The organism is Serratia marcescens, from assembly GCF_029846115.1.
GTDB lineage: Bacteria > Pseudomonadota > Gammaproteobacteria > Enterobacterales > Enterobacteriaceae > Serratia > Serratia marcescens_L.
Genome location: NZ_JARVZZ010000001.1, coordinates 510,677 through 530,977, shown reverse-complemented (window position 1 = coordinate 530,977; position 20,301 = coordinate 510,677). Strand labels below are relative to the sequence as shown.

The window sequence follows — 20,301 nt, the reverse complement described above, 5'->3', positions numbered from 1 at the left end:
AAATCTCACCTTTACCCGAAATTATCGAATCGGTGATTCGATAAGCCAATTTCGGGTCCCCATCGTCTAGAGGCCTAGGACACTGCCCTTTCACGGCTGTAACAGGGGTTCGAATCCCCTTGGGGACGCCATTCCGATAATGAGTGAAAGACATTATCACCGGTTAGCGATAACCGAAAAAATCTTAAAGATGACTTGCGAGTCATGTTTAAGATATTGCTCTTTAACAATCTGGAACAAGCTGAAAATTGAAACATGACGGCTGAAATTTATCCCTCCGTAGATGTATTGGGATGAAGAGTAACCTGTCATAGAGTCTCTCAAATGTTTGCAGCACGAACGATGGAAACATCTTCGGGTTGTGAGGTTAAGTGACTAAGCGTACACGGTGGATGCCTAGGCAGTCAGAGGCGATGAAGGGCGTGCTAATCTGCGAAAAGCGTCGGTAAGGTGATATGAACCGTTACAACCGGCGATACCCGAATGGGGAAACCCAGTGTGTTTCGACACACTATCATGTCATGAATACATAGTGGCATGAGGCGAACCGGGGGAACTGAAACATCTAAGTACCCCGAGGAAAAGAAATCAACCGAGATTCCCCCAGTAGCGGCGAGCGAACGGGGAGGAGCCCAGAACCTGAATCGGCTTGTGTGTTAGTGGAAGCGTCTGGAAAGTCGCGCAGCAAAGGGTGATAGCCCCGTACACTAAAATGCACAGGTCGTGAGTTCGATGAGTAGGGCGGGACACGTGACATCCTGTCTGAATATGGGGGGACCATCCTCCAAGGCTAAATACTCCTGACTGACCGATAGTGAACCAGTACCGTGAGGGAAAGGCGAAAAGAACCCCGGCGAGGGGAGTGAAATAGAACCTGAAACCGTGTACGTACAAGCAGTGGGAGCACCTTCGTGGTGTGACTGCGTACCTTTTGTATAATGGGTCAGCGACTTATATTTTGTAGCAAGGTTAACCGTATAGGGGAGCCGTAGGGAAACCGAGTCTTAACTGGGCGATTAGTTGCAAGGTATAGACCCGAAACCCGGTGATCTAGCCATGGGCAGGTTGAAGGTTGGGTAACACTAACTGGAGGACCGAACCGACTAATGTTGAAAAATTAGCGGATGACTTGTGGCTGGGGGTGAAAGGCCAATCAAACCGGGAGATAGCTGGTTCTCCCCGAAAGCTATTTAGGTAGCGCCTCGTGAACTCATCTTCGGGGGTAGAGCACTGTTTCGGCTAGGGGGCCATCCCGGCTTACCAAACCGATGCAAACTCCGAATACCGAAGAATGTTATCACGGGAGACACACGGCGGGTGCTAACGTCCGTCGTGAAGAGGGAAACAACCCAGACCGCCAGCTAAGGTCCCAAAGTCATGGTTAAGTGGGAAACGATGTGGGAAGGCATAGACAGCCAGGATGTTGGCTTAGAAGCAGCCATCATTTAAAGAAAGCGTAATAGCTCACTGGTCGAGTCGGCCTGCGCGGAAGATGTAACGGGGCTAAACCATGCACCGAAGCTGCGGCAGCGACGCTTAGGCGTTGTTGGGTAGGGGAGCGTTCTGTAAGCCGTTGAAGGTGGCCTGTGAGGGTTGCTGGAGGTATCAGAAGTGCGAATGCTGACATAAGTAACGATAAAGCGGGTGAAAAGCCCGCTCGCCGGAAGACCAAGGGTTCCTGTCCAACGTTAATCGGGGCAGGGTGAGTCGACCCCTAAGGCGAGGCTGAAAAGCGTAGTCGATGGGAAACAGGTTAATATTCCTGTACTTGGTGTTACTGCGAAGGGGGGACGGAGAAGGCTAGGCTAGCCGGGCGACGGTTGTCCCGGTTTAAGCGTGTAGGGGGTGTGACCTGGTAAATCCGGTTGCATACTAACCCTGAGGCGTGATGACGATGCACTACGGTGCAGAAGTAGTTGATGCCCTGCTTCCAGGAAAAGCCTCTAAGCTCCAGGTAACATTAAATCGTACCCCAAACCGACACAGGTGGTCAGGTAGAGAATACCAAGGCGCTTGAGAGAACTCGGGTGAAGGAACTAGGCAAAATGGTGCCGTAACTTCGGGAGAAGGCACGCTGGCATGTAGGTGAAGTCCCTTGCGGATGGAGCTGAAGCCAGTCGAAGATACCAGCTGGCTGCAACTGTTTAATAAAAACACAGCACTGTGCAAACACGAAAGTGGACGTATACGGTGTGACGCCTGCCCGGTGCTGGAAGGTTAATTGATGGGGTCAGCCGCAAGGCGAAGCTCTTGATCGAAGCCCCAGTAAACGGCGGCCGTAACTATAACGGTCCTAAGGTAGCGAAATTCCTTGTCGGGTAAGTTCCGACCTGCACGAATGGCGTAATGATGGCCAGGCTGTCTCCACCCGAGACTCAGTGAAATTGAACTCGCTGTGAAGATGCAGTGTACCCGCGGCAAGACGGAAAGACCCCGTGAACCTTTACTATAGCTTGACACTGAACATTGAGCCTTGATGTGTAGGATAGGTGGGAGGCTTTGAAGCGTGGACGCCAGTCTGCGTGGAGCCATCCTTGAAATACCACCCTTTAATGTTTGATGTTCTAACTCGGCCCCGTGATCCGGGGTGAGGACAGTGTCTGGTGGGTAGTTTGACTGGGGCGGTCTCCTCCCAAAGAGTAACGGAGGAGCACGAAGGTTAGCTAATCACGGTCGGACATCGTGAGGTTAGTGCAAAGGCATAAGCTAGCTTGACTGCGAGAGTGACGGCTCGAGCAGGTACGAAAGTAGGTCTTAGTGATCCGGTGGTTCTGAATGGAAGGGCCATCGCTCAACGGATAAAAGGTACTCCGGGGATAACAGGCTGATACCGCCCAAGAGTTCATATCGACGGCGGTGTTTGGCACCTCGATGTCGGCTCATCACATCCTGGGGCTGAAGTAGGTCCCAAGGGTATGGCTGTTCGCCATTTAAAGTGGTACGCGAGCTGGGTTTAGAACGTCGTGAGACAGTTCGGTCCCTATCTGCCGTGGGCGTTGGAAGATTGAGAGGGGTTGCTCCTAGTACGAGAGGACCGGAGTGAACGCACCACTGGTGTTCGGGTTGTCATGCCAATGGCATTGCCCGGTAGCTAAGTGCGGAAAAGATAAGCGCTGAAAGCATCTAAGCGCGAAACTTGCCTCAAGATGAGTCTTCCCTGGGCCTTTAAGGTCCCTGAAGGAACGTTTAAGACTAAGACGTTGATAGGCTGGGTGTGTAAGTGCAGCGATGCATTGAGCTAACCAGTACTAATGATCCGTGAGGCTTAACCTTACAACACCGAAGGTGTTTTTAGAGAGATTTTCAGCGAAGTTCCGAGATTGGTTCTGATGGCGACACGAGAGTGAAGCGGTTGGAATGAAACAGAATTTGCCTGGCGGCAATAGCGCGGTGGTCCCACCTGACCCCATGCCGAACTCAGAAGTGAAACGCCGTAGCGCCGATGGTAGTGTGGGGTCTCCCCATGCGAGAGTAGGACACTGCCAGGCATCAAATTAAGCGTGCTGATATGGCTCAGTTGGTAGAGCGCACCCTTGGTAAGGGTGAGGTCCCCAGTTCGACTCTGGGTATCAGCACCACTTTATTTAAAGTGGGTTTAGAAGTTCGGCAGAAAAAAGAATTTGCTTGGCGGCAATAGCGCGGTGGTCCCACCTGACCCCATGCCGAACTCAGAAGTGAAACGCCGTAGCGCCGATGGTAGTGTGGGGTCTCCCCATGCGAGAGTAGGACACTGCCAAGCATCAAATAAAGCAACAAGCCCCATGCGAAAGCATGGGGCTTTTTGTTTTATCTGTTATCTGGCGTTCTGCACGAGCATGGCCTTTTTGCTTTTCAGCCCCTTTACTCCCTCTACTCATATCTTGGCGCAGATCGCGCAATGAAACATTTTCACCTTCTCGCTGAATGCTCGACAGCGACGGAAAAAAACGCTATCTTCGGGCATCTAGAAGTCTAAACGTATAAATGGATGTGTGAGGGTTAAGCAATGCCGATTCGTGTTCCTGATGAGTTACCTGCGGTCAATTTCTTGCGCGGTGAGAATGTCTTCGTGATGACATCCTCGCGGGCAAAAACACAGGAAATCAGGCCACTGAAAGTGCTGATCCTCAACCTGATGCCGAAGAAGATCGAAACGGAAAACCAGTTTCTGCGCCTGTTGTCCAATTCGCCGCTGCAGATCGATATCCAGCTGCTGCGTATCGATAGCCGCGAATCGAAGAACACGCCAGCCGAGCATCTGAACAACTTCTACTGCGACTTTGAAGACATCCAGAACGAGAACTTCGATGGTCTGATCGTTACCGGTGCGCCGCTGGGACTGGTCGATTTCTGCGATGTTGCCTACTGGCCGCAGATCGAACGGGTGATCGACTGGGCCAAGAACCACGTGACCTCCACGCTGTTCGTGTGCTGGGCGGTACAGGCGGCGCTGAACATCCTGTACGGCATTCCCAAGATGACGCGCGAAGTGAAGCTCTCCGGCGTTTACCCGCACCAAACGCTGCAACAGCATGCGTTGCTGACGCGCGGCTTCGACGAAAGCTTCCTGGCACCGCATTCACGCTATGCCGATTTCCCGACCGAGGTGATTCGCCAATATACCGACCTGGATATTCTGGCCGAATCCGAACAGGCCGGCGCCTACCTGTTCGCCAGCAGGGACAAGCGCCTGGCGTTTGTCACCGGCCATCCGGAATACGATACGCTGACCCTGGCGGGGGAGTATTGTCGCGACAACGAAGCTGGCCTCGATCCTGCCGTTCCGCTCAACTACTTCCCCGATGACAACCCCGCCCTGACACCGAAAGCCACCTGGCGCAGCCACGGGCATCTGCTGTTTTCCAACTGGCTCAACTATTACGTCTACCAGATCACGCCGTACGATCTGCGCCATATGAATCCGACGCTCGACTGATCTTTTCTGCTTGCCGGCGGCTGAATCGAGGCCGCCGCACTGTTGACCCTCTGCACGCCCTTCTTTTTATCCGTCACTTCTCCAAAAAATCTATTGTCCAACAAGGCGTTAGTGCGTCTTCATTAAGTTACTGGAAGCAGTTTCCTTACCTGATGATTGTGTTATTTATCCTAACCAATTGATAACAAAGTGTTAATAAAATATTTAATAATAAAATGGAAATGGTTTTTGATTTTTATTTTTTGTTGAGTATTCTTAACTCTATCGGGATGAGATCTGACCAGTTGAGGATCGTTTCATCCGCCCTGATCCACAGTGATTTCTGATGAAAATGCGCCGGTCGCTCGGGCGCAACGATGGGAAGGAGCAAGGTCATGACGCAACAGATAGCAGGCACGGAGTTAAGGTTTACGCAGGGTTTCGCCGCAGCGGAGCGCCAGGTGTTGACGGATGGAGCGGTTGAATTCTTGGCGGAACTGGTGGGGAAATTCACGCCGCGGCGCAACGAGCTGCTGGCGGCGCGTGTCCGCTGGCAGCAAAATATCGATCGCGGCGAACTGCCAGGGTTTATTTCGGAAACCGATTCCATTCGTGAAGGCGACTGGCAAATCCGTGGTATTCCGCAAGACCTGCGCGATCGTCGCGTGGAGATCACCGGGCCGGTCGAGCGCAAGATGGTGATCAATGCGCTGAACGCCAACGTAAAAGTGTTCATGGCGGATTTCGAAGACTCGCTGGCACCAAGTTGGGACAAAGTCATCGATGGCCAAATCAACCTGCACGATGCGGTTAACGGCACCATTTCCTACACCAATGAAGCCGGCAAAATCTACCAGCTGAAGCCGAACCCGGCGGTGTTAATCGCCCGCGTGCGCGGCCTGCATTTGCCGGAAAAACACGTGCTGTGGCGTGATGAAGCCATTCCCGGCGGCCTGTTCGATTTCGCGCTGTACTTCTATCACAACTATCGTCAGCTGCTGGCCAAGGGCAGCGGCCCATATTTCTACCTGCCGAAAACCCAGTCTTGGGAAGAGGCGGCCTGGTGGAGCGATGTCTTCAGCTTTACCGAGGATCGTTTCGATCTGCCGCGCGGCACCATCAAAGCGACCGTGCTGATCGAAACCCTGCCGGCGGTGTTCCAGATGGACGAAATCCTCTACCACCTGCGCGACCACATCGTCGGCCTGAACTGCGGCCGCTGGGATTACATCTTCAGCTACATCAAAACGCTGAAGAATCACGGCGATCGCGTGCTGCCGGATCGTCAGTCGGTGACCATGGAGAAGCCTTTCCTCAGCGCCTATTCGCGCCTGCTGATCAAAACCTGTCATAAGCGCGGCGCGTTTGCCATGGGCGGTATGGCGGCGTTTATTCCGAGCAAAGACGCCGAGAAAAATGACTGGGTGTTGAACAAGGTACGGGCGGACAAAGAGCTGGAGGCCAGCAACGGTCACGATGGCACCTGGGTGGCGCACCCGGGGCTGGCGGACACGGTGATGGAGGTATTCGGCAAAGCATTGGGCGATCGCCAAAACCAGCTGGAGGTGCTGCGTGAGCAAGACGCGCCAATCAGCGCCGCACAGTTGTTGGAACCGTGCGACGGCGAACGCACCGAAGCGGGGATGCGCGCCAATATCCGCGTGGCGGTGCAGTACATCGAAGCCTGGATCTCCGGCAACGGCTGCGTGCCGATTTACGGTTTGATGGAAGATGCGGCGACGGCGGAGATCTCCCGTACGTCTATCTGGCAGTGGATCCACCACGAGAAGAGCCTGAGCGATGGGCGCCCGGTCACCAAGGCGCTGTTCCGCCAGATGCTGCAAGAAGAGATGTTGGTGGTGCGTGAAGAAGTAGGGGAAGCGCGCTTTAACGCCGGCCGGTTTGAAGAGGCGGCGCGCCTGATGGAGCGCATCACCACGCAAGATGAATTAATCGATTTCCTGACGCTGCCCGGCTATGAGCTGCTGGCCTGAATTTTCCCAATCAACCCTACATGACTGAAAGGATAAAAATTATGTCTACCTCTCGCTCTCAACAGATCCAGCAGCTGGAACAGGAATGGAAATCGGCCCGTTGGGAAGGCATCACCCGCCCTTACAGCGCCGAAGACGTGATCAACCTGCGCGGTTCGGTCAACCCGGAATGCACCCTGGCGCAAAACGGCGCCGCCAAACTGTGGGCATTGTTGAACGGCAAGGCGCGCAAAGGCTACGTGAACTGCCTGGGCGCGCTGACCGGCGGCCAGGCGCTGCAGCAGGCCAAAGCCGGCGTCGAGGCTATCTACCTGTCCGGTTGGCAGGTGGCGGCGGACGCCAACAGCGCGGCGGCCATGTACCCTGACCAGTCGCTGTATCCGGTGGACTCGGTGCCGAAGGTCGTCGAGCGCATCAACAATACCTTCCGCCGCGCCGATCAGATCCAATGGGCTAACCAGATTGAGCCGGGCAGCAAAGGCTACACCGATTATTTCCTGCCGATCGTCGCCGATGCGGAAGCCGGCTTCGGCGGCGTGCTGAACGCCTTCGAGCTGATGAAAGCGATGATCACCGCCGGCGCCGCCGGGGTGCACTTTGAAGACCAGCTGGCGGCGGTGAAGAAATGCGGTCATATGGGGGGCAAAGTGCTGGTGCCGACGCAAGAAGCGATCCAGAAACTGGTCGCCGCGCGCCTGGCGGCCGACGTGCTCGGCGTGCCGACGCTGGTGATCGCCCGCACCGACGCCGATGCGGCCGACCTGCTGACCTCCGACTGCGATCCGTATGACAGCGCCTTCGTCACCGGCGAGCGCACGGCGGAAGGCTTCTTCCGTACCCATGCCGGCGTCGAGCAGGCGATCAGTCGCGGCCTGGCTTACGCCCCTTACGCCGATATGGTGTGGTGCGAAACCTCAACGCCGGATCTGGACGCCGCCCAACGCTTCGCCGACGCCATCCACGCCAAATACCCGGGCAAGCTGCTGGCCTACAACTGCTCGCCGTCGTTCAACTGGAAGAAGAACCTCGACGACCAGACCATCGCTCGCTTCCAGCAGGCGCTGTCGGACATGGGCTACAAATATCAGTTCATCACGCTGGCGGGCATCCACAGCATGTGGTTCAACATGTTCGACCTGGCGCACGCCTATGCGCAGGGCGAGGGTATGAAACACTACGTCGAGAAGGTGCAGCAGGCGGAGTTCGCCGCGGTGGATCGCGGTTATACCTTCGCGTCGCACCAGCAAGAGGTGGGCACCGGCTACTTCGACAAGGTCACCACCATCATTCAGGGCGGCGCCTCTTCGGTCACCGCGCTGACCGGTTCGACGGAAGAACAGCAGTTCTGATGCGGCAAGCTTGAAGACGTTTCACCCGGAGCCTGCATGCGCAGGCTTCTTTTTCTGGCGGGGGTAAGGATGGCGGCAAAACTGGAGTTGTTGATCGCACAGACGATCCTGCAGGGCTTCGACGCGCAGTACGGCCGCTTTCTGGAGGTGACCGCCGGCGCTCAGCAGCGCTTCGAGCAGGCGGACTGGCCAGCGGTGCAGCAGGCGATGAAAAAGCGCATCCATCTGTACGACCATCACGTCGGCCTGGTGGTGGAGCAGCTCAAATGCATCACCGGGCAGAAATACTTCGACGCCGACTTCCCCAGCCGGGTCAAAGCTGTCTATATCGACCTGTTGCCGGACTATCCGCGTTTCGAGATTGCCGAAAGCTTCTTTAACTCGGTCTACTGCCGGCTGTTTAAGCACCGCGATCTGACGCCGGACAAACTGTTCGTCTTCAGTTCGCAGCCGGAGCGGCGTTTTCGCGACATTCCGCGTCCGCTGGCGCGCGATTTCACTCCCCATGGCGATCTGCCGGCGATGCTGCGCAGCGTGCTGAGCGATCTGCCGCTGCGGCTGCCGTGGGAGGATTTGACGCGCGATATTCGCGACATCACTCAGGCGCTGCAACGTGCCTTCAGCGCACAGCAGCTGGCGGGGGCAACCTTCCAGATCGCCAACGAACTGTTCTATCGCAACAAGGCCGCCTGGCTGGTCGGCAAGCTGCGCCTGGCCGACGGCGTTTATCCGTTCTTGCTGCCGATCCATCATAGCGAGTCGGGCGCGCTGTTTATCGACGCCTGCCTGACCGGTAAGGCCGAGGCCAGCATCGTTTTCGGCTTCGCCCGTTCTTATTTCATGGTCTACGCGCCGCTGCCGGCGGCGATGGTGGAGTGGCTGCGCGAGATCCTGCCGGGCAAGACCACCGCCGAGCTGTACATGGCGATTGGCTGCCAGAAGCACGGCAAAACCGAATGCTATCGCGAATACCTGACCTTTATGGCGCAGTCGCAGGAGCAATTCATCATTGCGCCGGGAGTGAAGGGCATGGTGATGCTGGTATTCACCCTGCCGTCTTTCGATCGGGTATTCAAAGTGATCAAAGACGAATTCGCCCCGCAAAAAGAGGTGACGCAGGCGCAGGTGATGGCCTGCTATCAGCTGGTGAAAGAGCACGATCGCGTCGGGCGCATGGCAGATACCCAGGAGTACGAGAATTTTGTCGTCGACAAGGCGCGCCTCAGCCCAGAGCTGTTGGCGGAACTGCGGCGCGAAGTGTCGGGCAAGCTGGAGGATCTCGGCGACCGCATCGTAATCAAGCATCTGTATATGGAACGGCGCATGACGCCGCTGAACCTGTATCTGGAGCAGGCCAACGACCAGCAGATGCGCGATGCGATCGAAGAGTACGGCAATGCCATCAAGCAGTTGGCCGCCGCCAATATCTTCCCCGGCGACATGCTGTTCAAGAACTTTGGCGTGACGCGCCACGGGCGGGTGGTGTTCTACGACTACGACGAAATTTGCTACATGACCGAGGTTAACTTCCGCGACATTCCGCCGCCGCGCTATCCGGAGGACGAGCTGGCCAGCGAGCCGTGGTACAGCATCGCGCCCAACGACGTGTTCCCGGAGGAGTTTCGCCACTTCCTGTGCGGCGATCGGCGCATTCGGCAGGTGTTTGAAGAGCTGCACAGCGATCTGTTTACGGCGGAGTATTGGCGCGGGTTGCAGCAGCGCATCCGCGAGGGGCATGTGGAAGACGTGTTCGCTTATCGCAAGAAGCAGCGGTTCAGCCAGCGCAGCGGGGCGGCGCTGCCGGCCGCCACCGCTGCGATGTAAATCAGGCCTGAGCGCCCGCGACGGCGGCGCGCGCCAGTTCGGTGATGCGGGCGTAGTCGCCGCTTTCCAGCGCGTCCGCCGGCACCAGCCAGGAGCCGCCGATGCACAGCACGCTTTTCAGCGCCAGATAGCTGCGGTAATTGTCCGGCGAGATGCCGCCGGTCGGGCAGAAGCGCACCTGTGGGAACGGGCCGCCGATCGCCTGCAGCGCTTTTACGCCACCGTTGGCTTCAGCCGGGAAGAATTTAAACTCGCGCAGGCCGTAATCCATGCCCTGCATCAGCTCGGAAACGGTGCTGATGCCCGGAATAAGCGGAATAGACCCGGCGGTGGCAGCCTTAAGCAACTCGTCGGTCAGGCCTGGGCTGATGGCGAACTGCGCACCGGCCTCGGTCACTTCACGCAGCTGCTGCGGATTGATCACCGTACCGGCGCCGATGATCGCTTCCGGCACTGCTTGGGCGATGGCGCGAATGGCGTCCATGGCGCAGGCGGTGCGCAGCGTTACTTCCAGCACTCGCACGCCGCCGGCGACCAGCGCTTTCGCCAGCGGCACCGCATGTTCCAGCTTGTTGATCACGATGACCGGCACCACCGGCCCCGCCGTCAGGATCTGCTCGGCGCTTGTTTTCCACTTGTTCATGATGACGTTCTCCTCTGTGGCCGCCGCCAGGCGGCGATGCGGCCAGGCTATCGATTAAAATGTGATGCAGCAGGCGCCCTGTTCGGCGCCGGACAGCTGGCTGCGCAGCGCGCCGAACAGCTCGCGGCCGCAACCGATGTGTTCGGCGCTCAGATCGGGTTGGCATGGCGTGCGCTGGGCCAGTTCGTCGGCGTCGACCAGCACCTGGAGCTCGCCGCTGCGGCCGTTGACGCGGATCGGATCGCCGTCGCGCACTTTCGCCAGCAGGCCGCCGGTATAGGCTTCCGGGGTGACGTGGATGGCGGAAGGCACCTTGCCGGAGGCGCCGGACAGGCGGCCATCGGTCACCAGCGCCACTTTGAAGCCGCGATCCATCAGCACGCCCAGCGGCGGCATCAGCTTGTGCAGCTCAGGCATGCCGTTGGCCTGTGGCCCCTGGAAGCGCACCACCACCACGCAATCGCGATCCAGTTTGCCGGCTTCGAACGCCGGCACGATGTCGTGCTGGCTGTCGAACACCACCGCCGGCGCTTCGATGATCTGGTTGTCGGTGGGCACTGCCGAGGTTTTCATCACCGCACGGCCCAGATTGCCGGCCATCACTTTGGTGCCGCCGTGATGTTCGAACGGCTGAGCGACGCTGGCGATCACGCTGGCGTCGAGCGAGCCGGCTACGCCTGCGCGCCACACCAGCTGGCCATTATCCAGCCACGGTTCCTGGGTGTAGCGGTGCAGGCCGAAACCGGCCACGGTGTGCACGTCTTCGTGCAGTAGCCCGTGTTGCAACAGCTCACGCACCACCAACGGCACGCCGCCGGCGGCCTGGAACTGGTTGATGTCGGCCGGGCCGTTCGGGTAGATGCGACACAGCAGCGGCACCGCCTCCGACAGCTCCGAGAAATCGTCCCAGGTGATGATGATGCCCGCCGCCCGCGCCATCGCCACCAGATGCATGGTGAGGTTGGTGGAACCGCCGGTGGCCAGCAGCGAGACGATGCCGTTTACCACCACTTTCTCGTCCACCAGGCGGCCGATCGGCAGGTAGTTGCCGGCGGTGTCGGTCAGTCGCGTCACCTGGCGCGCAGCGGCGTCGTTCAGCGCGTCGCGCAGCGGCGTGTCCGGATGTACGAAAGAGGCGCCTGGCAGATGCAGGCCCATCACTTCCATCACCATCTGGTTGGTGTTGGCGGTGCCGTAGAAGGTGCAGGTGCCGATGCCGTGATAGGAGGCGGCCTCAGCTTCCAGCAGCGCCAGACGATCGGCCTTGCCCTCGGCGTACAGCTGGCGCACGCGCACCTTTTCCTTGTTGGGCAAACCGCTGCTCATCGGGCCGGCCGGCACGAACAGCGCGGGCAGGTGGCCGAAGGAGAGGGCGGCCATCACCAGCCCCGGCACGATCTTGTCGCAAATGCCGAGGAACAGCGCGCCGTCAAACATATTGTGCGACAGGCCGACGGCGGCCGACATGGCGATCACGTCGCGGCTCATCAGCGACAGCTCCATGCCGTCCTGCCCCTGCGTCACGCCGTCGCACATCGCCGGCACGCCGCCGGCCACCTGGCCCACGGCGCCCACCGCCTTCAGCGCCTGTTTCAGCCGCTGCGGGTAGTGTTCGTACGGCTGGTGGGCCGACAGCATGTCGTTGTAGGCGGTAATGATGGCGATATCGCTGCGCACCATGTTTTTCAGCGCCGTCTTGTCATCAGGCTGACAGGCGGCGAAGCCGTGGGCCAGGTTGCCGCAGGCCAGCTGCGCGCGGTGGACGGTTTGGGAACGGGCCGCCTCGATGCGCGCCAGATAGGCGACGCGGCTGGCCTGGGAACGGTGGATGATGCGCTGTGTGACACGGGACAAGGTTGGATTAATCATGCCTTCCTCACATTGCTGTTGTTATAGTCGCCGCCTGTGGCGGTGCCCCCGGGGGTAATTTGCAGCCCTGGTGTGCAAGGCCGGGGGCGATTTAGGATTTAAAACATCGTGAATGCAATCATGCCGATGGCGCCGCCGACGCTGCCCAGAATCGTTTCCATCACCGTCCAGGTTTTCAGCGTTTGCAGTTCGTTGGCGCCGGTAAATTTGCCGAACAGCCAGAAACCGGCGTCGTTGACGTGGCTCAGCACGATGGAGCCGCCGGCGATGCAGATAGCCAGCGCGGCCAGTTGCCCGCCGCTCAGCCCGAGCTGGCTGGTGACCGGCAGCACCAGGCCGACGGTGGTCAGGCAGGCGACGGTGGCCGAGCCCTGAATCACCCGCACCATGGCGGACAGCGCGAAGGCGGCCACGGCGATCGGCAGGCCGGCGCCGATCATGGCATCACCCAGCGCCGGCCCAACGCCGGAATCTACCAGGATCTGTTTGAACACCCCGCCGGCGCCGGTCATCAGCAGGATGATCCCGGCCGGTTGCACGGCGGCGGAGCAGATGGCCAGCGTCTGTTCGTTGCTCATGCCGCGCGGTTTCGCCAGGCCGTAAATCACGATCAGGCAGGCCAGCAGGATGGCGGTGAACGGGTGGCCGATAAACTCCAGCCACTGCTGCAGCTGCGAGCCGGGAGTGACCAGCCGCGCGCCGATGGTTTTCATGCCGACCAGCACCAGCGGGCACAGCACCAACGCCAGGCTGAAGCCGAACGACGGCAGATTGCCCTTGGTCAGCGTAGGCTCGTTCTCTTCCGGCGGCATCGGCCAGTTGACGAAGCGGCTGATAAGGCTGCCGTACAGCGGGCCGGCGATCAGCATGCCGATCACGGCCGCCACCAGGCCGATGGCGATCATCCAGCCGAAGTCGGCCTTCATCTGCGAAGCCAGCAGCATCGGCACTGGCCCCGGCAGCAGGAAGGACGCTGCGGCGGCCACGCCGGCGAACAGCGGGATCGCCAGCTTGACGATATTGCCGTCGGTGCGGCGCGCCACGGCGAACACGATGCCGATCAGCAGCACCACCGCCACGTCGAAGAACAGCGGTAACGCGCAGATCAGGCCGGCGATGCCGAGCGCGTAGTGCGCCTTGCTTTGTCCGAATCGTTTCAGCAATTGCGCCGCAATTTGATCGAGCGCGCCGACCTCATGCAGGATCTTGCCGAACATCGCCCCCAGCGCCACGACGATCGCCAGGAAGCCCAGCGTGTCGCCCATGCCTTTTTGCATGGTGTCGGCGATATGGTCCAGCGGCATGCCGGAGAAGATGCCGGCGGCGATGGACACCAGCATCAGCGCGACGAAGGCGTGCATGCGCGCCTTCATCACCAGGAATAACAGCAGTAAAACCGAGCCGACTGCGGTACCGACCAGCGTAACGGTACTCACGCGCACACGTCCTGCGGCAGGAAGCTCTGGATATGGCGCACGGTATCGGCGATCACCGCGTCCAGCGGCTGATTGATGTCGATCGCCATCACGTCGCTTTCGTCGGCGCCCGGCTGCTCGAGCGCGGCGAACTGGGTCACCAGCATTTGCGGTTTGAAGAAGTGGCCGTTACGCGCCGCCAGGCGGGACTCGATCACCGGGAACTCGCCGTGCAGATAGATGAACGACAGGTTGCCGTTGCCGGCGCGCAGGCGGTCGCGATACTGCTTTTTCAGCGCCGAGCAGACGATGATCGACACGTTGTTGGTGCGCTGCATGGCGAAGGCGGCGTCATTGAGCGCGGCCAGCCACGGCGCGCGGTCGTCGTCGTTCAACGCTTCGCCGGCGGCCATCTTCAGGATGTTGCTGCGCGGATGCAGGAAGTCGCCGTCGAGGAAACCGGCGGAGAGTTGGCGGGCCGCGGCGGCGGCGACGGCGGACTTGCCGCTGCCGGAAACGCCCATAACGACGTAAATGCGATTTTGATTGTTGGTCATGGCTTGGCTCCAAAACACCGGGTGACGTTACCTTCGTTCAGCTTGTTGTTACCGGTAACATGTTATCGGTAACATTGTCGAAGGAAGTTTGAGCGGTTGCAATGGGCTTTCGCCGTGAGGATCGTTAACTGTGATCGGCTTCAAGCTTTTTTTCCGTGTGCTAAACAGGATGCCGATAGCCTGTTACATGCTGACAACAGATCAAGGAATCAGGAGAGAGGGCGCGCAGGGGCGCCCCTCGGAGGGGGGATCAGCGCACGCCGCCGTAGGCCAGGCTGATCTCTTTCGCCGCGTGGATCACCAGCGCACCCAGTTCGATCACGCGGTCATCGGTGATGCGCGACACCGGGCCGGAGATGGAGATGGCGGCGAAGGCTTCGCGGTGCTCGTCGAAGATACAGGCCGCCACGCAGCGCAGGCCGAGCGCGTGCTCTTCGTCGTCAAAGGAGAAGCCCTGTTTGCGGATCTGCGCCAGCCCCTCTTTCAGGTTGTGCGGCGTCAGGGTGTGCGGCGTGTAGGTGTGCATACCTTTCTTGTGCAGCAGTTTGGTCACCTGATCGTCCGGCAGGGTGGCGAGGAACGCTTTGCCCGCGCCGGAGGCGTGCATCGGCAGTTTGCCGCCGATCGGCGCCGACATGCGCATCAGCGCCGTACACTGCACCTGATCGATGATGATCGCCTGGTACTCGCTGGTATCCAGCACCGCCAGATTGACGGTTTCGCCGGACTCTTCCATCAGGCGGCGCAGCGTCGGATGCACCATCGCCAGCAGGTTGCGGCTTTGCAGGAAGCTGCTGCCGACCACAAAGGCGTGCGAGCCGATGGTCCACAGGCCGAGATCGCCAACCTGGCGCACGAATCCCTGCTGCTGCATGGTGGTGAGCAGGCGGTGAGTGGTGGAGTTCGGCAGGCCGGCCTGCTGGGCCAGATCGGTCAGCGCCACGTTGCCCTGGGCTTCCGAAATGTATTCCAACAGCTTCAGGCCACGGGTCAACGATTGTACCTGGCCGGTCGCCGCACTGGCGGCCGGGGCTGCTGCGCGGGGCTTCTTGCCGCGTTTGGCGGGAGCAGGGGTGGCCATGGATGAGATTCCTTTTTCCGTATGATGGAATTCATTTTCGTTTTTTGTCGATGAATTGCAAGTCGCCGTCAGCTCATCGGAGGTGTTGGCGCACAACCTGAAAAACTCTCAATTGTCGCCTGGCCCTTTGTCCCTACAAGCTGTGCTAGGATGACTCGTTGGTTTTTGCGGCAGTTGAGCAATGGGCTGGATGGCAATGGAAGGGGTTACAGTGACGAATCGAGTAGAACAACTGCGCCGCCAGTTAGCGCAGCGCATTTTGGTGTTGGACGGCGGCATGGGCACCATGATCCAGAGCTACCGTCTGGAGGAGCGCGATTTCCGCGGTGAGCGTTTTGCCGACTGGCGCAGCGATCTGAAAGGCAATAACGATCTGCTGGTGCTGACCAAGCCGGAAGTGATCACCGCCATTCATTACGCCTATCTCGAGGCGGGCGCCGATATCCTTGAGACCAATACTTTCAACTCGACCTCCATCGCCATGGCCGACTACCACATGGAGTCGCTGTCCGCCGAGATTAACTATCAGGCCGCCTGTCTGGCGCGCGCCTGCGCCGATGAGTGGACGGCGCGCACGCCGGAAAAACCGCGCTACGTCGCCGGGGTGCTGGGGCCGACCAACCGCACCGCGTCCATCTCGCCGAACGTCAACGATCCGGCGTTCCGCAACATCTCGTTCGATGAGCTGGTGGCGGCTTACCGCGAATCGACCCGTGCGCTGGTGGAGGGCGGCGTCGATCTGATCATGATCGAAACCATCTTCGACACCCTGAATGCCAAGGCCGCCGCTTTTGCGGTGGAAACCGAATTCGAAGCGCTGGGGGTGGAACTGCCGATCATGATTTCCGGCACCATCACCGACGCCTCCGGCCGCACCCTGTCCGGCCAGACCACCGAAGCGTTTTACAATTCGCTGCGCCACGTCAAGCCGCTGACCTTTGGCCTGAACTGCGCCCTGGGCCCGGACGAACTGCGTCAGTACGTCGCCGAGCTGGCGCGCATCTCGGAGACCTACGTCACTGCGCACCCGAATGCCGGTTTGCCGAACGCCTTCGGCGAGTACGATCTGGATGCGGCCGAGATGGCGCGCCAGGTCGGGGAGTGGGCGCAGGCCGGCTTCCTCAATATCATCGGCGGCTGCTGCGGCACCACGCCGGAACATATCGCCGCGATGGCCAAGGCGGTCGAGGGCGTGCCGCCGCGCCGGCTGCCGGAGATCCCGGTCGCCTGCCGCCTGGCCGGTCTGGAGCCGCTGACCATCGACGCCAACACCCTGTTCGTCAACGTCGGCGAGCGCACCAACGTCACCGGTTCGGCGCGATTCAAGCGCCTGATCAAAGAAGAGAAATACAACGAGGCGCTCGACGTGGCGCGCCAGCAGGTCGAGAGCGGCGCGCAGATCATCGACATCAACATGGACGAGGGGATGCTCGACGCCGAAGCGGCGATGGTGCGCTTCCTCAACCTGATCGCCGGTGAGCCGGACATCGCCCGGGTGCCGATCATGATCGACTCCTCCAAGTGGTCGGTAATCGAAAAAGGCCTGAAGTGCATTCAGGGCAAGGGCATCGTCAACTCGATCTCGATGAAGGAAGGCGAAGAGGCCTTTATCCATCACGCCAAACTGGTGCGCCGCTACGGCGCCGCGGTGGTGGTGATGGCGTTCGACGAAGTGGGCCAGGCGGACACCCACGAGCGCAAGTTCGAGATCTGCCGCCGCGCCTATAACATTCTGACCGAACGCGTCGGCTTCCCGCCGGAAGACATCATTTTCGACCCGAATATTTTCGCCGTCGCTACCGGCATCGAGGAGCACAACAACTACGCCGTCGACTTTATCGAAGCCTGCGCCGACATCAAAACCCACCTGCCGCACGCGATGATCTCCGGCGGGGTGTCAAACGTGTCGTTCTCGTTCCGCGGCAACGATCCGGTGCGTGAAGCGATCCATGCGGTGTTCCTGTATCACGCCATTCGCAACGGCATGGACATGGGCATCGTCAACGCCGGGCAGCTGGCGATTTATGACGATTTAAGCGCCGAGCTGCGCGACGCGGTGGAGGACGTGATCCTCAACCGTCGTGAGGACGGCACCGAACGCCTGCTGGAGCTGGCCGAAAAATACCGTGGCAGCAAAGATAATGACGTGGCGGTGCAGCAGGCCGAATGGCGCGGCTGGCCGGTAGAAAAACGGCTGGAATATTCGCTGGTGAAGGGCATCACCGAGTTTATCGAGCTGGACACCGAAGAAGCGCGGCAGCAGGCCGAACGCCCGATCGAAGTGATCGAAGGGCCGCTGATGGCGGGAATGAACGTGGTCGGCGATCTGTTCGGCGAGGGCAAGATGTTCCTGCCGCAGGTGGTGAAATCCGCCCGCGTGATGAAGCAGGCGGTGGCCTACCTGGAACCGTACATCGAGGCCAGCAAGCAGAAAGGCTCCACGGCGGGAAAAATCCTGCTGGCGACGGTGAAGGGCGACGTGCACGACATCGGCAAGAACATCGTCGGCGTGGTGCTGCAGTGCAACAACTATGAAATCGTCGATCTGGGCGTGATGGTGCCGACGGAGAAAATCCTGCGCACCGCGCGCGAGGAGAACGTGGATATCATCGGCCTGTCGGGCCTGATCACCCCGTCTCTCGACGAGATGGTCAACGTGGCCAAAGAGATGGAGCGCCAGGGCTTTACCCTGCCGCTGTTGATCGGCGGCGCCACCACCTCCAAGGCGCACACGGCGGTGAAGATCGAACAAAACTACAGCGGCCCGACCACCTACGTGCAGAATGCTTCGCGCACCGTGGGTGTGGTGTCGGCGCTGCTGTCCGCCACCCAGCGCGACGAGTTTGTGGCGCGCACCCGCAAAGAGTATGAAACGGTGCGCATTCAGCACGCACGCAAAAAGCCGCGCACGCCGCCGGTCGATTTGCAGAAGGCGCGCGCCAACGCCATGGCGCTGGACTGGGCCGATTATCAGCCGCCGGCACCGCGGCAGCTTGGCGTATTCCCGGTGGCGGCCGGCATCGAGACGCTGCGCCACTACATCGACTGGACGCCGTTCTTCATGACCTGGTCGCTGGCGGGCAAATACCCGCGCATCCTGGAAGACGAGGTGGTGGGGGAAGAGGCCAAGCGCCTGTTCCACGACGCCAATCAGATGCTGGATCGGCTGGCCGCCGAGCGCAGCCTCAACCCGCGCGGCGTTTACGGTCTGTTCCCGGCCAACCGCGTCGGCGACGACGTGGAAGTGTACCGCGACGAGCAGCGTGACGAGGTGCTGGCGGTGAGCCGCCATCTGCGTCAGCAGACGGAAAAAACCGACTTCCCGAACTACTGCCTGGCGGACTTCGTGGCGCCGAAAAGCAGCGGCAAGGCCGACTACTTCGGCGCCTTCGCGGTGACCGGCGGGCTGGAGGAGGACGCGCTGGCGGCGGCTTACGACGCGCAGCACGACGATTACAACAAAATCATGGTCAAGGCGCTGGCGGATCGCCTGGCGGAGGCCTTTGCCGAATACCTGCATGAGCAGGTGCGCAAGCTGCACTGGGGCTATGCCGCCGATGAGAGCCTGAGCAACGAGGAACTGATCCGCGAAAACTATCAGGGCATCCGGCCGGCGCCGGGTTACCCGGCCTGCCCGGAGCACACCGAGAAAGCGACCATCTGGCAGCTGTTGGACGTCAACCGCCACACCGGCATGGAGCTGACAGAGTCCTTCGCCATGTGGCCGGGGGCGGCGGTGTCCGGCTGGTACTTCAGCCATCCCGAGAGCAAGTACTTCGCGGTGGCGCAGATCCAGCGCGACCAGGTGGAGGACTACGCGGCGCGCAAAGGGATGAGCGTGGGCGAGGTCGAACGCTGGCTGGCGCCTAACCTCGGCTACGATGCCGACTGATTTCCTCTTTGAAGGGCGCAGCGATGCGCCCTTGTCATTTACAGCGCTTCCACGTCGATGTGCAGCGCATCGTAACGCCAATACTCCAGGTCACAATCGATCACCCGGTCGTGCTGATCGCGGTTCACCCGCGTAATGAACAGCGCCGGGCTGCCGTAGGTCACCTTCAGCATGGCGGCGGCCTGCTGCGGCAGCAGGGTGGGCAGCATGTCGAAACGCACTCGCCCGTAGTGGATGCCATAGCGCGCGGCGTACAGTGCGGTCAGCGACTGGGTCAGATCTTCGTCCAGAATGCCGGGGAAATAGGCCGGGTTGAGGTAGTGCTCGCAGTACAGCACCGCGCGCCCGTCGATGTAACGCAGCCGGCGAATGCGATAGACCTCGGCGCCGGGGGGCAGCGCCAGGCGGTTGGCCAGCGGCGCGTCGAGCGTGACTACCGCGCTGTCGATCGCTTCGGTATGGGCGGCGCGCCCCTGCTGCTGGGCCATGGCGTGAAAATGGCTGCGCTGCAGCGGGTTGTAGATAAGACGTGGGGGCGAGATGAACCAGCCGCGCCGCACCTGGCGGTAGATGACGCCCTGCGCCTCCAACTGACCGAGCGCCTCCTGCAAGGTAATGCGGGTAGTGGCGAACTGTTCGCTCAGGGCGCGTTCGGAGGGCAGCTTGCCGCCCACGGCAAACTCGCCTGCGGTGATGCGGGCGTTCAGCGTTTGGCAGATGGTCGCGACGGTCGTCGGTGCTTCACTCATACAGCGGGTGTCCCGTTTCAGTGCGTTTGGCCTC

Annotated in this window: 11 protein-coding genes, 2 tRNA genes and 3 rRNA genes; 10 read left to right on the top strand and 6 right to left on the bottom strand. The window is 60.1% G+C overall.

Annotated features, from left to right (window positions below; genetic code table 11):
• The first annotated feature begins 55 nt into the window (after positions 1 to 55).
• From QDT79_RS02395 to aceK, 9 genes are all read left to right on the top strand, one after another.
• A tRNA-Glu gene (locus QDT79_RS02395) sits at positions 56 to 131 on the top strand.
• Between the two features lie 234 nt (positions 132 to 365).
• Positions 366 to 3,273, top strand: a 23S ribosomal RNA gene (locus QDT79_RS02390).
• A gap of 99 nt (positions 3,274 to 3,372) precedes the next feature.
• Positions 3,373 to 3,488, top strand: a 5S ribosomal RNA gene (rrf, locus tag QDT79_RS02385).
• 14 nt (positions 3,489 to 3,502) lie between these two features.
• A tRNA-Thr gene (locus QDT79_RS02380) sits at positions 3,503 to 3,578 on the top strand.
• Positions 3,579 to 3,623: 45 nt separating this feature from the next.
• A 5S ribosomal RNA gene (gene rrf / locus QDT79_RS02375) occupies positions 3,624 to 3,739 on the top strand.
• Positions 3,740 to 3,985: 246 nt separating this feature from the next.
• The gene (metA, locus tag QDT79_RS02370; protein ID WP_063988506.1) at positions 3,986 to 4,915 is read left to right on the top strand and encodes a homoserine O-acetyltransferase MetA; all 930 of its coding nucleotides are present in this window, start codon (positions 3,986 to 3,988) and stop codon (positions 4,913 to 4,915) included.
• Positions 4,916 to 5,289: 374 nt separating this feature from the next.
• On the top strand, positions 5,290 to 6,888 hold the full coding sequence (gene aceB / locus QDT79_RS02365; RefSeq protein WP_149559110.1) for a malate synthase A: 1,599 nt from the start codon (positions 5,290 to 5,292) through the stop codon (positions 6,886 to 6,888).
• Positions 6,889 to 6,929: 41 nt separating this feature from the next.
• Positions 6,930 to 8,237 (top strand): isocitrate lyase, encoded by a 1,308-nt coding sequence (gene aceA / locus QDT79_RS02360; protein ID WP_004936630.1) that lies wholly within the window; start codon positions 6,930 to 6,932, stop codon positions 8,235 to 8,237.
• Positions 8,238 to 8,306: 69 nt separating this feature from the next.
• Entirely contained in the window at positions 8,307 to 10,061 is a 1,755-nt protein-coding gene (gene aceK, locus QDT79_RS02355) for a bifunctional isocitrate dehydrogenase kinase/phosphatase (protein ID WP_308316176.1), read from the top strand.
• Between the two features lies 1 nt (position 10,062).
• On the opposite strand, the gene QDT79_RS02350 is transcribed toward aceK, so the two are convergent.
• The 5 genes from QDT79_RS02350 to iclR all read right to left on the bottom strand — a co-directional run bounded on the left by QDT79_RS02350 (position 10,063) and on the right by iclR (position 15,626).
• The gene (locus tag QDT79_RS02350) at positions 10,063 to 10,704 is read right to left on the bottom strand and encodes a bifunctional 4-hydroxy-2-oxoglutarate aldolase/2-dehydro-3-deoxy-phosphogluconate aldolase (RefSeq protein WP_063988509.1); all 642 of its coding nucleotides are present in this window, start codon (positions 10,702 to 10,704) and stop codon (positions 10,063 to 10,065) included.
• A 54-nt stretch (positions 10,705 to 10,758) separates the two neighbouring features.
• Entirely contained in the window at positions 10,759 to 12,573 is a 1,815-nt protein-coding gene (gene edd, locus QDT79_RS02345; protein ID WP_308316175.1) for a phosphogluconate dehydratase, read from the bottom strand.
• A gap of 98 nt (positions 12,574 to 12,671) precedes the next feature.
• Positions 12,672 to 14,009: a gluconate transporter gene (gene gntU, locus QDT79_RS02340; protein WP_308316174.1), complete on the bottom strand. Its 1,338-nt coding sequence runs from the start codon at positions 14,007 to 14,009 to the stop codon at positions 12,672 to 12,674.
• Positions 14,006 to 14,545, bottom strand: a complete 540-nt coding sequence (gntK, locus tag QDT79_RS02335; RefSeq protein WP_033636235.1) for a gluconokinase — start codon at positions 14,543 to 14,545, stop codon at positions 14,006 to 14,008. The genes gntU and gntK overlap by 4 nt, the downstream gene beginning before the upstream one ends.
• A 250-nt stretch (positions 14,546 to 14,795) precedes the next feature.
• On the bottom strand, positions 14,796 to 15,626 hold the full coding sequence (iclR, locus tag QDT79_RS02330) for a glyoxylate bypass operon transcriptional repressor IclR (RefSeq protein ID WP_004936648.1): 831 nt from the start codon (positions 15,624 to 15,626) through the stop codon (positions 14,796 to 14,798).
• 196 nt (positions 15,627 to 15,822) lie between these two features.
• On the opposite strand from iclR, the gene metH reads away from it, so the two are divergent.
• The gene (gene metH / locus QDT79_RS02325) at positions 15,823 to 19,518 is read left to right on the top strand and encodes a methionine synthase (RefSeq protein WP_308316173.1); all 3,696 of its coding nucleotides are present in this window, start codon (positions 15,823 to 15,825) and stop codon (positions 19,516 to 19,518) included.
• 38 nt (positions 19,519 to 19,556) lie between these two features.
• Here metH and QDT79_RS02320 read toward each other — a convergent pair whose 3' ends face one another.
• Positions 19,557 to 20,267 carry a UTRA domain-containing protein gene (locus QDT79_RS02320; protein WP_107227127.1) on the bottom strand — a complete coding sequence of 237 codons (711 nt, stop codon included), beginning with the start codon at positions 20,265 to 20,267 and terminating at the stop codon, positions 19,557 to 19,559.
• Positions 20,268 to 20,301 lie beyond the last annotated feature (34 nt).